The sequence below is a fragment of the Nonomuraea sp. NPDC049725 genome (assembly GCF_040674795.1).
In the GTDB taxonomy this organism is placed as follows: Bacteria; Actinomycetota; Actinomycetes; order Streptosporangiales; family Streptosporangiaceae; genus Nonomuraea; species Nonomuraea ceibae.
The window spans coordinates 67,248-79,906 of sequence record NZ_JBFANJ010000015.1 but is presented as its reverse complement, the minus strand read 5'-3'; the positions used below and the strand labels follow the sequence as shown (position 1 = coordinate 79,906).

Sequence of the window (12,659 nt, the reverse complement as noted above, 5' to 3'; positions counted from 1 at the left end):
GCGGCGGTTCAGTCGAGCGGGTGGCCCAGGCGGATGAGGCGGCGGCCGCCGCGCTCGACGACCTCGCTCACCGTCCACACGCGCTCGGCCACCACCGTGCCGTCCATGGTCATGTAGCCGCCCACGCGCAACACCGGGCGGCCGGTGTCGTCACGGGTCAGCTCCGCGCGCGACTCGGAGTCGTCGCCGAAGCGCAGCAGCAGGTCGTCGAACTCGACCGGCGCGTCCAGGATCATGCCGGGGGCCAGCCGGGGGTCGGAGGTCTCGATGAGGTCCATCCGCCCGCACTACCCAGGAAAACGGGGGATAGCGGTTACCAGGGTCCATGCGGTGAAATATCTCCGGACCCTCAACAAAGGCTGGAGTTTCGCAGTGCCCCTGTTCGATCTGCCGCTTGACCAGCTCCGCGACTACCGCCCGGAACGCGACGAGCCCGCCGACTTCGACGACTTCTGGGCCCGTACGCTGAGCGAGGCGCGCGAGTTCGCCCTGGACGCCGTCTACACCCCCTACGACGCTCCCTACGCCCACGTGGACGCGTTCGACGTCTCCTTCTCCGGCTGGGGCGGGCACCGGATCAACGGCTGGTTCCTGACGCCGCGCGGCGCCGAGGGTCCGCTGCCCTGCGTCATGCACTACATCGGCTACAGCGGCGGGCGCGGCTTCCCGCACGACCACCTGCTGTGGCCGGCGGCCGGGTACGCGGTGTTCGTCATGGAGACGCGCGGCCACGGCGGCGCGAACTTCGCCAGCCCCGGCACCACCGCCGACCCGCACGGCAGCGCCAACGCGCAGGCCCCCGGCATGATGACGCGCGGGATCATGGACCCGGACGACTACTACTACCGGCGCGTGTTCACCGACGCGGTGCGGGCGGTCGACGCGGCGGCGGAGCACCCCGCCGTCGATCCCGGCCGGATCGTCGTCTCCGGCGGCAGCCAGGGCGGCGGCATCGCGCAGGCCACGGCCGCGCTGCACCCGGGGGTCCTGGCGGCGCTCGTCGACGTGCCGTTCCTGACGCACTTCCGCCGGGCCGTCGAGATCACCGACCGCGACCCGTACCAGGAGATCGTGCGCTTCCTGGCGAGCCGGCGCGAGGTCGCCGACCAGGTGTTCCGCACGCTGTCGTACTTCGACGGGATGAACTTCGCCGCCCGCGGCCGGGTGCCCGCGCTGTACTCGGTGGCGCTGATGGACCTGACCTGCCCGCCCTCGACGGTGTTCGCGGGCTACAACCACTGGCAGGGCGCCAAGGAGATCACCGTCTGGCCGTGGAACGACCACGAGGGCGGCAGCGGCTACCAGCGTGAGGAGCAGCTCCGCTACCTGCACAAGCTGCTGTCCGCCTGACACGCCGCCGGTCCGGTACGGGCGCGTACCGGACCGGAAGCGTGTGTGTGGTCAGGCTGTGTGGTCAGGCTGGGCGGTCGGTGACCAGGAACGACACCGCCCCCTGGTCGTCGGCGCCCGCGTCGAGTGACTTGTCCTCCAGCACCGTGGCGGCCACCGGGTCGAGGTAGACGCGGGCCCCCTCGGCCTCCACCACCTCGTCGGCCGGTTCCGGAGCCGTCGCCAGCGACAGGGTCAGCGAGTTCGCGCTGTCGCCCTGGGACGAGATGCGGATGCCGCTCTGGGCCGGCTGGGGCGCCGTCGCCGTCAGGTCGCGGATGGCCTGCGCTGCGTTGGCTGTCAGGGTGAGCACCAGGGCTCCTCCTCGTTTTCGACGTACATGAGTTGCCTGCCCTTCCCCCTTCCACCGGACCCAACCATCCGCGGCCGAAATCTTTACCGTTCGGTGCGCGCCGCCCGGCGCGGCATGGCGCGGCGGAGAACGCGAACACCTTATTACTGTTCGTGGTTGACATCTCACTGACAGTGATTCGGGGGACCGTTCATGCGTATCCGATCTCTTGCCCTGCTGGTGGCGGCGGGGGCCGCCGCTGCCGCCGTGTCCGGCTGCGCCGACGCCAGGACCTCGGCGGGGCTGCAGTCGCCCGCCCCCTCGCCCACGGCGACGGGCACGGCCTCCCCGGGGGCGCTGTCCGACCAGGACCGGATCTGGATGAAGAAGATCCACCAGGGCAACCTGGCCGAGATCCAGGCCGGTGAGCTCGCGGCGGACAAGGCGACCGGGGCCAAGGTCAAGGAGGTGGGCGAGCTGCTGGTCAAGGACCACACCGCGCTGGACGAGCAGCTCACGGCCGCCGCCGGGAAGCTGGGCGTCAAGCTGCCGTCGAGCGCGACGAGCGCGCAGAAGAAGGTCATCCAGGCGCTGGAGTCGGCCGCCAAGGCGGACTTCGACGAGGAGTTCCTCGCGGCGATGCGGGCCGAGCACCGCAAGGCCGTCGCCGAGACGCAGGTGGAGCTGAAGAAGGGCTCCTCGCCCGAGGTGAAGGCGATGGCCGAGGACGCGCTGCCCAAGCTGCAGCACCATCTGGACATGATCAAGGAGGCCGGGGCGGCGAACTGAATCCCGGGATCCGGCAAAACCTGCCCGTCAGGCGTGCGCTTATAGAAATGCGGGGTATTTGTCCGATTTGAGCCACCTGTCGGCCATGACATAGGCCGCGGGACGAACAATTCGGGGGAATCGTCGTGGCTATGCAAACAGAGATCCGCAGTCTGCTCGACTGCCATGTCATCGGCTCGGACGGCCAGCACATCGGCAAGGTGGGCCAGGTCTTCCTCAGCGACCGCACCGGCGAGCCGGAGTGGGTGACGGTGCGCACCGGCATGTTCGGCATGCGGCAGACCTTCGTGCCGCTGGCCGGCTCGCGCCGCTCGGGCGGGGAGATCCGCGCCCCGTACGACAAGGAGACCATCAAGGGCGCGCCCAACGTCGACGTGGACGACCGCCTGACCCTGGAGGAGGAGGCCGCGCTCTACCGCTACTACGGCCTGCAGCCGTCGAACATCCCGACCCAGCGCAAGCCCGAGACGGGCACCGGGACGACCGGGACGACCACGGGCAAGGGCACGGCGGCGGGCACGGCGGCGGGCACGGCGGCGGGCACGGCGGCGGGCGCCGGCCAGGCGATGCGCGGGCGCGAGCGCGATCGCGAAGGCGACATCGACATGACCCGCTCCGAGGAGCACATGCACGTCGGCAAGGAGCGCCGCGAGGCCGGCCACGTGCGGCTGCGCAAGTACGTCGAGAGCGAGGACGTCGAGGAGACCGTGCCGCTCGCGCACGACGAGGTCGTGATCGAGCGTGAGCCCATCAAGGACGGCAGCACCACGGACGCCAGGATCGGCGAGGACGAGGAGGTCATCACCCTGTACGAGGAGCGGCCCGTCGTCGGGACCGAGACCACGCCGGTCGAGCGGGTGCACGTGCACAAGGAACGGGTCAGCCGCGAGGAGAAGGTGCGCGGCAAGGTCCGCAAGGAGCACCTCGACGTGGAGCAGGACCAGGACGGCAGGCCCCTGGACGAGGGCGTCCGCCGCGACCGCGACAGGCGCGGCGACCGCTGAGCGGGCGGCCGCCGGCCCGGATGTGGCGGGAGCGCACCGCGTTTCCCGCCATTTCCCAATAAAGTTATAGATTCAATCGAATATTGTATTGTCAAGTTCAGTCAAGTTGCCTGTCAGAAGCTTTTTGCGAGGCTTGGCATAAAGCTCGACCTCGTTGAGCATCGCGCAGGTTGCGCCGATCTCGGGATCGCATCCCGAGCTCTCCTCGGCGACGATTCTGACGTGCCTGCCCCTGACCGGCGGGTCGAACGTCACATGGCGCAGCGCGTAATCGGTGCGGTCCGTGACCGTCGCCACCGGCTCGCCCCAGGAGACCCCGTCGTCCGAGACGTACACGCGGGCGCTCGCCGGATGCCCCGGCCGCAGGCTGAGCCCGAGCCGGGTGAACCGCTGCCGCTTGCCGAAGCCGAGCGTGAGCGTGCCGGGCCCGCCGGCGGCCACCGCGCCCGACCAGTAGGCGGTGCTCCCGTCGAAGGCCCCCTCCGCGCGCGTGCGCGGGCGTGACGGGCTCGACCAGGTCATCGTCGACTCCACGGTGAGCGTGCCCGAACGGTGCAGCGCCGCCAGGTCCAGCCTGCCCGGGGCCGGCTCCGGCAGGTCGATCGTCCGGTGCCGGATCCCGTACCAGCTCCCGTGCTCGAACAGCCCGCTGTCCGGGCAGGCGGTCTCGTTGAGGCCGCCGCCGGGCAGCAGCCCCGGGAGCTTGCAGTTGTCGAACACCTGCAGCAGCCGGTGCGGCCCGACCGCCGCGATGCCGGTGTAGCCGGACGTGCCGTGCGCGTCGTAGACGCCGTCGCGGTTGTGGTAGGTGACCCGGGGGTCCTCCCACGTCTCGCCGAGCCCGTCGGGTGAGAGCGCCAGCCACACGTCCGGGCGGCCCGCGCTCAGCACCAGGGTCCCGCCCGGCATCAGCAGCAGCCGCGGCGCCACCCCGCGCACCACGCAGTCCTTGCCGTCGAAGGTCAGCTCGCGCACCGGCGACCAGGTGACGCCGCCGTCGGCCGAGCGGCTGGTGGCCAGCGTGGCGTACTGGCCGCCCTCGCGGCGCAGCACCGCCAGCAGGCTGCCGTCGGCCGTCTGCTCGATCGCCGCCTCGTTGTACACGTGGACCCCGGACGGCCTTGCGATGACGCCGCGCCGGTTGAACGTCCTGCCGCCGTCCGCGCTGGCGTACACCTCGGCCTGGTGCTTGCCGGTGTCGGTGTAGCGGGTGTAGACGCTCACCAGGATCGTGCCGTCGGCGAGCTGGATCGGCAGCCCGTGCGCCACCCCGCCGCCGACCAGCTCGCCGGGGCTGGTGAACGTGGCCTCGGTGCGCGTCCACGGCTGCCCGAGCCCCGGGGAGGTGAACACGCCGAGCCGGTTGGTGTGCTCGTCCTGCCTGGTCAGGTAGTACGCGGTGGCGAACAGGCCGCCGTCGTGGAGCTGGATCGGCGCCTCGCGCAGCGGCGTGTCGGCGGGCGCGCCGAACGTCAGGCCGCCGTCCGTGGACGCGGCCTCGGCGCTCTTGTACGACTCCATCACGGCGTCGGCGTTCCGGGAGTACGTGACGAGCACCCGCTGCGAGGGCGACCCGTCGGCCTCGGCGGTGTCGATCGCCGCGGCGTTCGGGAAGCCGGCGAAGTCCAGCCGCTGCCGCGCGTCGGGCTCGGCCGCCGGAGGGCGCGGGGCCGGGTGGATCCAGGCCGGTTCGGTCAGCCGCGTGTCGGGCACCCGGCAGTACGCGACCCCCGCCGCGCTCCGGGTCGCGGGCAGCATCGGCAGGAGGCAGGCCGCCGCGACGACCGCGACGGAGCCCGCGTATCGGGGTCCCCCGCTGTAACCGCGGGGTCGCCTTTTCCCGGCCTCAGGGGACGTTCATCTTGCCTTAGCGCCATATCCGGACTGTAGATCACGAAAGGCGCGATGAGCCGCATTTACCTGACGAGTCCTGCCGAAACGGCGCACGGGCGCGGCTGGAGCGGCGTTCGGGGCGCCCTGCGGCGGGCGAGGCGCTTGCCCAGCCTGCCGAACGGTAAACCAGCCGCCTTCGTTAAGTGCCAGTTGACAGGAGGGGGGCTATTGGCAGGATCATGACTCACAGAATTAGTGGAAGTTTACAGAGGCACGGCTGACCGCACCCCCACGGTAGGAGCCCCACGTCATGTCCCTCCACACCGACAACTACCGCCACCCCTACAGCGCCGACCCGCCGCGCCGGCCGCGCTTCGCCGTGCTGGAAGCCCCGCCGGAACTCCCCCCGGAAGAGCCCGACACCCAGGTGGCCGAGCGACTCCAGCAGATCAGGGAGATCTCCCACCGGGCCATCGGATCCATCGACGACTTGCTCAAGCGCACCGCCTGATCGCGGGACCAGCGGGGGGATTCCGCCGGGAGCGCACCGGCGGGACCACACGGGACGACATCTCAGCAAAGAGGAGTGTCATGCAGGGTCAAACGCGACTGGCGTCGGCAGCACGGGACGTCGGAGCTCACCGTCCACGCGTCATCGCGGGTGTCGCACGCCCGCAGAGCGTCACCGAGGTGCGCGCCGTGGTCCGCCGCGCCGCCGCCGACGGACACCGGATCTACCCGATCAGCACCGGCCGCAACTGGGGGATGGGATCGGGCGTCCCCTCCACCGACGACAACGTGGTCGTCGACCTCAGCGGCCTCGACCGCATCCGCAGCCTCGACCTCGACAACGGCTTCGCCGTCGTCGAGCCCGGCGTCACCCAGGCCCAGCTCGCCGCCGAGCTGCGCGACACGCCGTGGCTGCTCAACGTCACCGCCTCGTGCGCCGACACCTCCGTGCTCGGCAACGCCCTCGAACGCGGCGACGGCTCCGTGCGCTCCCGCATCCAGGACGTCGCCGGCATCGAGGCCGTCATGCCCGACGGCAGCCTCGTCCACACCGGCGGGCTCGACACCTGGGGCCGCTACCGCGGCCGCGTCGCCGGCCCCGACCTGACCGGCGCGTTCGTGCAGAGCAACCTCGGCATCGTCACCGCCATGGCGATCGCGCTGGTGCCCAGGCCCGCCAGTTTCGGCCTCGTGCACGGGCGCATCCCCCGCGACCAGGTCGGCCGGGCCGTTGGCGCGCTGGGAACGTTCCTGCGCCGCGGCAACCCCGCCGAAGGACTGCTGCGCGTCCGCGACATCGCGCTCGTGCCCAGCCGCGGCGGCTGGACCGTCCCCGACGGCGTCGACCCCGAGCTGTTCACCATCGTCGGACCGCTGCTCGGCAGCGGCGAGACCGTCCAGCTCGCCGAGGAACTGCTGCGCAAGGCGCTGCTGGAGGTCGAAGGCGCCGAGGGCCTGCGCGTCTTGGACGCCACCGCCGTCATGTCCGACGACCCGCTCTACCCGCGGGCGCTCATGGCGCAGGGCATCCCCACCTGCCGCGGCGTGCACAAGGCGCTCGGCGTGACGTCCTGCGACCAGATCGACACCGGCAAGATGGGCTTCCTCGCCCTGCTGCCGCAGCTCCCGATGGAGTCGCGCTCCACCGACAACATCCTCCAGGTGCTGCGCGCCGCCGTCGAGTGCAACGGCACCGCCGCCATGCTGGAGTGGAACCTGATCAGCAGGAACCTCGCCAACGGCGTCATCCAGATCTTCTTCGACCGCGACGACGCCGACGCCGTCAGCCGCGCCCACCGGCTCCGCCAGGACGCGGGCGGCCTGCTGCGCGGCCACGGATGCGCCATCTACCGCTCCGACATCGACAACTCCGCCGCCGACCTCTACGCGCAGAGCACGCCCGACACCCTCGGCATGCTGCGCAGGCTCAAGACCGCGATGGACCCGTACGGGCTGGTGTCGCCCGGACGTTACAGCGCTTGACCGACCCCCGTCCGCCGGCCGGCGCGCCAGGGCCGGAACCCCGCGCCGGCGGCGGTCAACCATAGGCTCTCATGGAGGTGACCACGTGCCCTCGTCACCAGCGGCCATCCAGGCAGGAGGCCCCGCCGTCCGGCGCGGAACCCTGCTCCGGCTCGTAGGAGCGGGCGTCATGCTGGCGGTCATGGCCGACATCACGGCCACCACGATCGCCGTCGGCCTGATGCGCCACACCGACGCCGGCAACGGCATGCCGCTGAACGACCTGGTCTGGCTGACCAGCGCGGCCTTCGTCCCGATCGCGGCGCTGCTGGCGACCGCCGGTCGCTGGGCCGACCTGTTCGGCAGGCGGCGCGTGCTCGTCATCGGGCTGCTCGTGTTCGTCATCGGCGGCATCGCCACCCTCACCATGCCCACCTGGCCGCTCGTGCTGGCCGCCCGGGCCGTGCAGGGCGCGGGCGCCGCCGCGATGATCCCCGCCAGCCTCGCCGTCCTGCTCGGCGAACTGCCCGAGCACCAGCGGCGCGGCGCCATCGCGCTGTGGAGCTCCGCCTCCGGCCTCGGCTGCCTGCTCATGCAGGCCGGCGCCGGCTGGCTCGCGGGCGCCTTCGGCTGGCGCGCCCTGTTCGCGCCCGTCGTCGTCGTCGGCCTGCTGCTCCTCGTCGCCAGCGCCTGGCTGCCCGAGGGCAGCGCCCGCGCCCAGGCCAGGAGCAGGCCCGACATGATCGGCGCCGTGCTGCTGGCCGCCGCCATCGCCGCCCTCGTGCTCGCCATCTCCAAGGTCACCGCCTGGGGAGCCGACGCGGGCTGGCTCGCCTGCGGCGCCCTCGTGCTGCTCGCCGCCGCGCTCGCGCAGGCCCGCCGCCACCGGGTGCCCGCCGTCGACCTGACGCTCTGGCGCCGGCCCGGGTTCGCCTGGGGCTGGCTGGCCACGTGGGGATTCGGCGTCCTGTCGTACGGGCTGCTCACCCTCCAGCCGCTCTACCTGATGCACGTGGGCTTCTCCATGATGGAGGTCGCCCTCTGGCTGACCCCGACCTCGATCGCCATGGTGATCACCGCCTGGCTCGGCGGCAAGATCGTCCGCAAGATCGGGCCGTACGGGCTCATCTACCTCGGCGCCGCGGTCTCCGGAGGCGCCTGCGTCGTGGCGCTCGCCCAGACCGGGCCGACCCTGTGGGGCCTGGCCGCCAGCGTCGCCGTCGGCGTCGGCGTCGGCGCCCTCGCGCCCGGCACCTCCATGGCCACCACCCTGGCCGCCCACCCGCACCAGTACGCCTCCGCGGTCGGCGCCGCCGTCATGTCCCGCATGGTCGGCGGGGCCGTGGGCGTCGCCACCGTCTCGGTCGTCATCGACCACCCGTTCATGGCCGGGCCCATGGGCGGACTCGCCAGCGCGCTCGCGCTGTGCGTGGCCGTCTCGGTGCTTATCGGCAGCCTGGCCCTGATCAAGATGCTCCGCATGCCGCACGCCACCGGCGAGGTCATGGTACTGGTGCCGCGCCGCATGCTCCTGGAGCTCCGCAGCACGCTCGCCGCGGTCGCCGCCGAGGCCGACGCGCTGCTGCCCGCCCAACCCGGAGAGCGCCCGGCAGCCGCGACCGGCCGAGCCCCCCATCCCGTACCCGCTCCGCGGCGAGCCCAGGCCCATGCCATGAGGGCCACCCCCGGCTCGTCCACCCGCGCCCATGGGGGCACGCGTCTCGTCCGATCATCAGAAGGGCTCTCGTCATGGCAATGACATCCTGCGACGTCGCGATCGTCGGCGCCGGGCTCGGCGGCTGCTTCCTGGCACTGCTGCTGGGCCGCGGCGGCAAGCACGTCGTCGTCGTGGAGCAGGGGCCGTCCGTCCCCACCGCCGGCGCCGACTTCGTCAAGCGCCCCGGCATGCAGGTGCTCGCCCGCCACGGCCTCATCGGCCTCGTCGAACGGCAGGCGCTCAAGCGCGACGTCGTCCGCTACTACCACGACGGGCAGCCGATCCAGGAGTGCCGCTACCCCGACGGGTTCCTCATCCGCCCCTACCGCGAGCTGGTCGAGGTCATCTACTCCTCCTGCGCGATGGAAGGCGTCGAGTTCCTGTTCGACGCCCGCATCGACCACCTGGCCACCGACGGCGACAACATCGGCCACCTGGTCCTCGCCGACGGCCGCGAGCTGCGCGCCGGCGTCGTCATCGGCGCCGACGGCACCCGCTCGGCCGTGCGCCAGGCGCTCGGCGTCGAGAGGAAGACCACCGCCTACCCGCACCTGCTGCGCGTGGCCACCGTGCCGCTGACGGCCAGCATCGCCCAGCTCAACCGGCTCTACTTCGACTCCAGAGGCTGGTTCAGCTACCTGTACCCGGTCGACCAGGACCAGGCCAGGGTGTTCGTCGGCCTGCCCGGCGACGCCGAGCCCAGCACGCCCGAACTGCTCGACGGCCTCCGCTCGTTCGTCACCGACAACGCCGACGCCTTCGACGTGCTCGGCAACGCCGCCTGGCAGACGATCCCCATCTCCGCCATGCGGGTGCCCGCCTACCACCGGGGCAACGCCGCGCTCCTCGGCTCCGCCGCGTTCGCCTGCCACCCGATGACCGGCATGGGCATGAGCTACACGCTGCACGACGCCGAGATCCTCGCCGAGGCCGTCATCGGCGCCGGAGGCGACCCCGCCCGGCTGGAGAAGGCGCTGGAGGACGCGTACGAGCCGCGCAGGCGCGCGCACGGCGAGCTCATCGACTACGGCGACGCCCTGGCCGGGACCTACCACGACAGGGACGCCTACCTGCGGACGTTCCGCCAGGACCTGCACGTGTTCGGCGACACGCCGCCGATGGACGAGCAGTTCGTCACCCGCCTCTGAACCCCGCCGCGGTAGGGCCAGCCCTACCGCGAAGACGGGTGGCAGCGGCAGTCCGCCGGCCGGGCGCGACCGCGATGCTTGAGCGATATGACGATCGACCAAGCCCCGGCACGCCCGGCCCGGCAGGGCAGCGACTTCGCCGGCCTTTCCCGCCGCATCGCCCAGGCAGGGCTCCTGGAGCGCAGGCCCGTCTACTACGCCGTCCGCATGACCCTGGTGGCCGCCCTGTTCGCCGGCGGCTGGACCGCCTTCGCCCTCGTCGGGGACTCCTGGTGGCAGATCCTCGTCGCCGTCTTCCTCGCCGTGATGTTCGCCCAGGTCGCGCTGCTCGCCCATGACCTGGCGCACGGCCAGGTGTTCCGCTCCCGCCGCCGCAGCCGCGTCGCCGGCCTCATCGCCGGAAACCTCGGCATCGGCCTCGGCTACGGCTGGTGGACCGACAAGCACACCCGCCACCACGCCAACCCCAACCACGAGGACCACGACCCCGACGTCTCGCCCGACGTGCTCGTCTGGTCCGTCAAGCAGGCCGAGAACAGCAGCGGCGTGGCCCGCTTCGTCGGCCGGTGGCAGGCGTTCCTGTTCTTCCCGCTGCTGACGCTCGAAGGACTCAACCTGCACGTCTCCAGCCTGCGATCGCTGCGCCGCCCCACGCTCAAGAACCGCGGCACCGAGGCCGCCCTGCTCATCGCCCACGACGTCGCCTACCTGGCCGCCGTCTTCGCCGTCCTGCCCGTGGGCAAAGCGCTCGTCTTCCTCCTCGTCCACCAGGCGTGCTTCGGCGTCTACCTCGGCTGCACGTTCGCCCCCAACCACAAGGGCATGCCGGTCCTGACCGCCGACGACGAGCTCGACTTCCTGCGCAAGCAGGTGCTCACCTCACGCAACGTCCGCGGCGGCCATCTCGTCAACGTGGCGCTCGGCGGGCTCAACTACCAGATCGAGCACCACCTGTTCCCCAGCATGCCCGCGCCCAACCTGCGCCGCGCCCGGCCCATCGTGCGCGACTACTGCCGCTCCCTGGACGTCCCGTACACCGAGGCCGGGCTGTTCGCCTCCTGGGGGCAGGCGCTGCGCCACCTGCACGAGGTCGGCCGCCCGCTACGGTGACGACAGCACCACCAGCTCCGCGCCGTCGCCGTCCTCCGACACCTCGAACCCCGCCTCCGCCAGGACCGTCCGTAACGCCAGCCGGACCGCCACCCGAATCGTCGCCCCCCGCGCGCCGTCGCCGCGGGCGGGCACGTCCCACCGGACCACCACCCCGCGGCCCGGCTCCCGCCACACGCTCAGCCCGCCGTCCGCCGGGGCCGCCGCCCGCTCGATCGTGAACCCGGCGTCGATCAGCTCCCGGCGGACCAGCCGCTCCAGGTCCGGGCTCACAGAGCGCATCCCCTACGACTGCCCGAGGACGGGCGCGGCGAACCTGGCCGCGCTAGGCTCGGCGGGATGCTGATCGCTGAGGCCCGGCGCGTGGCGGGGGAGTGGGCGCGCGACGAGGGGGCGCGGCTGCCCGGGTTCGCCGGGGCGTTCCTCACCGGGTCCGCCCTGTGGGCCGAGTCCGGCGACGACCTCCCCACCGGCTCCGACGTGGACGTGATGGTCGCCCTCGACCCCGTCCCCGACGCCGTCCCCCTCGCCGGGGGCGGCAAGTTCCGGCACCAGGGGGTGCTGCTGGAGGTCTCCTACCTGCCCGCCGACGCCGTCGCCGACGCGGAGACGGTCCTCGCCGACTACCACCTCGCGGGCGCCTTCCACCGGCCCGGCGTGCTCGCCGACCCCGCCGGGCGGCTCACCGCGCTCCAGCGCGAGATCTCCCGCCGCTTCGCCGAACGCCGCTGGGTCCTCGCCCGGACCGGCCACGCGCTGGACCGGGTACGCGCCTTCCTGGCGGACGTCGTCACCCCCGGCCGCCCGGGGATGACGGAGGAGGCGCACGTCACCGCCTGGCTCTTCGGCACCGGCGTCACCGCGCACGTCCTCCTCGTCGCCGGGCTGCGCAACCCGACCATCCGCCGCCGCTACGAGGCCGCCGGCGAGCTGCTGGCCGCGCGCGGGCTGCCCGAATGCCACGAACACCTGCTCGACCTGCTGGGCAGCGCCTCCCTCACCCCCGCCAGGGCCCGACGCCACCTGGCCGCCGTCGAACGCGCCTTCGACCACGCCGCCCCGGTCCACGCGCCCGCCTACCGCTTCTCCTCCGACATCAGCCGCCCGGCCCGGCCCGTCGCCGTCGACGGCAGCCGCGACCTCCTCGACCGCGGCCTCCACCGCGAAGCCGCCTTCTGGCTCGTCGCCACGTACGCCCGCTGCCTCGCCAAACTCGCCTCAGCGGGCCGGCGGCCCCCGGCGGCCCTGCTGGACGACTTCCACGCCCTCCTCGCCGACCTCGGCGCCGACACCCCGCACGCCCGCCGCGACCGCGCCACCCGCGTCCTCGCCGCCCTCCCCGCCCTCACCCGGATCGCCCACACTTTGGCTCCCTCCTGACCCCTGCGGACGTGGGCACCCCGCCC

General features: G+C 72.6%; 13 protein-coding genes. 9 read left to right on the top strand and 4 right to left on the bottom strand.

Annotated elements, in window-relative coordinates:
• Positions 1-8: 8 nt before the first annotated feature.
• On the bottom strand, positions 9-278 hold the full coding sequence (locus tag AB0J53_RS33100) for a hypothetical protein (protein WP_364179647.1): 270 nt from the start codon (positions 276-278) through the stop codon (positions 9-11).
• Positions 279-372: 94 nt separating this feature from the next.
• On the opposite strand from AB0J53_RS33100, the gene AB0J53_RS33095 reads away from it, so the two are divergent.
• Positions 373-1,350, top strand: a complete 978-nt coding sequence (locus AB0J53_RS33095; RefSeq protein ID WP_364179645.1) for an acetylxylan esterase — start codon at positions 373-375, stop codon at positions 1,348-1,350.
• Between the two features lie 64 nt (positions 1,351-1,414).
• Here the strand turns inward: AB0J53_RS33095 and AB0J53_RS33090 are convergent, their stop codons facing one another.
• Positions 1,415-1,702, bottom strand: a complete 288-nt coding sequence (locus AB0J53_RS33090; protein WP_219513915.1) for a Fe-S cluster assembly protein HesB — start codon at positions 1,700-1,702, stop codon at positions 1,415-1,417.
• A gap of 192 nt (positions 1,703-1,894) precedes the next feature.
• On the opposite strand from AB0J53_RS33090, the gene AB0J53_RS33085 reads away from it, so the two are divergent.
• Together AB0J53_RS33085 and AB0J53_RS33080 are read left to right on the top strand one after the other, a co-directional pair.
• Positions 1,895-2,470: a DUF4142 domain-containing protein gene (locus AB0J53_RS33085; RefSeq protein WP_364179643.1), complete on the top strand. Its 576-nt coding sequence runs from the start codon at positions 1,895-1,897 to the stop codon at positions 2,468-2,470.
• Between the two features lie 131 nt (positions 2,471-2,601).
• Positions 2,602-3,474 (top strand): PRC and DUF2382 domain-containing protein, encoded by an 873-nt coding sequence (locus AB0J53_RS33080; protein ID WP_364179641.1) that lies wholly within the window; start codon positions 2,602-2,604, stop codon positions 3,472-3,474.
• Positions 3,475-3,546: 72 nt separating this feature from the next.
• Here the strand turns inward: AB0J53_RS33080 and AB0J53_RS33075 are convergent, their stop codons facing one another.
• A complete protein-coding gene (locus AB0J53_RS33075; protein WP_364179639.1) occupies positions 3,547-5,232 on the bottom strand; it encodes an exo-alpha-sialidase in 1,686 nt (561 codons plus the stop codon).
• Between the two features lie 385 nt (positions 5,233-5,617).
• Here AB0J53_RS33075 and AB0J53_RS33070 point away from each other — a divergent pair, with 385 nt between their 5' ends.
• The 5 genes from AB0J53_RS33070 (at position 5,618) to AB0J53_RS33050 (ending at position 11,253) form a co-directional block, all read left to right on the top strand.
• Positions 5,618-5,818 carry a hypothetical protein gene (locus tag AB0J53_RS33070; protein ID WP_219513901.1) on the top strand — a complete coding sequence of 67 codons (201 nt, stop codon included), beginning with the start codon at positions 5,618-5,620 and terminating at the stop codon, positions 5,816-5,818.
• 80 nt (positions 5,819-5,898) lie between these two features.
• Positions 5,899-7,299, top strand: coding sequence for an FAD-binding oxidoreductase (locus AB0J53_RS33065; RefSeq protein WP_364179637.1), 1,401 nt, complete (start codon positions 5,899-5,901; stop codon positions 7,297-7,299).
• Positions 7,300-7,384: 85 nt separating this feature from the next.
• Positions 7,385-9,037 carry an MFS transporter gene (locus AB0J53_RS33060; protein WP_364179635.1) on the top strand — a complete coding sequence of 551 codons (1,653 nt, stop codon included), beginning with the start codon at positions 7,385-7,387 and terminating at the stop codon, positions 9,035-9,037.
• The gene (locus AB0J53_RS33055; protein ID WP_364179633.1) at positions 9,028-10,143 is read left to right on the top strand and encodes an FAD-dependent monooxygenase; all 1,116 of its coding nucleotides are present in this window, start codon (positions 9,028-9,030) and stop codon (positions 10,141-10,143) included. The genes AB0J53_RS33060 and AB0J53_RS33055 overlap by 10 nt, the downstream gene beginning before the upstream one ends.
• Before the next feature lie 87 nt (positions 10,144-10,230).
• Entirely contained in the window at positions 10,231-11,253 is a 1,023-nt protein-coding gene (locus AB0J53_RS33050) for an acyl-CoA desaturase (protein WP_219513887.1), read from the top strand.
• On the opposite strand, the gene AB0J53_RS33045 is transcribed toward AB0J53_RS33050, so the two are convergent.
• Positions 11,245-11,526, bottom strand: coding sequence for a hypothetical protein (locus AB0J53_RS33045; protein WP_219513885.1), 282 nt, complete (start codon positions 11,524-11,526; stop codon positions 11,245-11,247). The genes AB0J53_RS33050 and AB0J53_RS33045 overlap by 9 nt on opposite strands.
• A 66-nt stretch (positions 11,527-11,592) precedes the next feature.
• Between AB0J53_RS33045 and AB0J53_RS33040 the strand changes: the two genes are divergently transcribed.
• The gene (locus AB0J53_RS33040; RefSeq protein WP_364179630.1) at positions 11,593-12,633 is read left to right on the top strand and encodes a hypothetical protein; all 1,041 of its coding nucleotides are present in this window, start codon (positions 11,593-11,595) and stop codon (positions 12,631-12,633) included.
• Positions 12,634-12,659 lie beyond the last annotated feature (26 nt).

What these genes read in the sequence shown, in the direction of transcription:
- AB0J53_RS33070 (WP_219513901.1), top strand. Translation starts at nt 5,618, where the DNA reads ATGTCCCTCCACACCGACAACTACCGCCACCCCTACAGCGCCGACCCG.
- AB0J53_RS33080 (WP_364179641.1), top strand. Translation starts at nt 2,602, where the DNA reads ATGCAAACAGAGATCCGCAGTCTGCTCGACTGCCATGTCATCGGCTCG.
- AB0J53_RS33100 (WP_364179647.1), bottom strand. Translation starts at nt 278, where the DNA reads ATGGACCTCATCGAGACCTCCGACCCCCGGCTGGCCCCCGGCATGATC.
- AB0J53_RS33055 (WP_364179633.1), top strand. Translation starts at nt 9,028, where the DNA reads ATGGCAATGACATCCTGCGACGTCGCGATCGTCGGCGCCGGGCTCGGC.
- AB0J53_RS33065 (WP_364179637.1), top strand. Translation starts at nt 5,899, where the DNA reads ATGCAGGGTCAAACGCGACTGGCGTCGGCAGCACGGGACGTCGGAGCT.
- AB0J53_RS33040 (WP_364179630.1), top strand. Translation starts at nt 11,593, where the DNA reads ATGCTGATCGCTGAGGCCCGGCGCGTGGCGGGGGAGTGGGCGCGCGAC.
- AB0J53_RS33050 (WP_219513887.1), top strand. Translation starts at nt 10,231, where the DNA reads ATGACGATCGACCAAGCCCCGGCACGCCCGGCCCGGCAGGGCAGCGAC.
- AB0J53_RS33085 (WP_364179643.1), top strand. Translation starts at nt 1,895, where the DNA reads ATGCGTATCCGATCTCTTGCCCTGCTGGTGGCGGCGGGGGCCGCCGCT.
- AB0J53_RS33075 (WP_364179639.1), bottom strand. Translation starts at nt 5,232, where the DNA reads ATGCTGCCCGCGACCCGGAGCGCGGCGGGGGTCGCGTACTGCCGGGTG.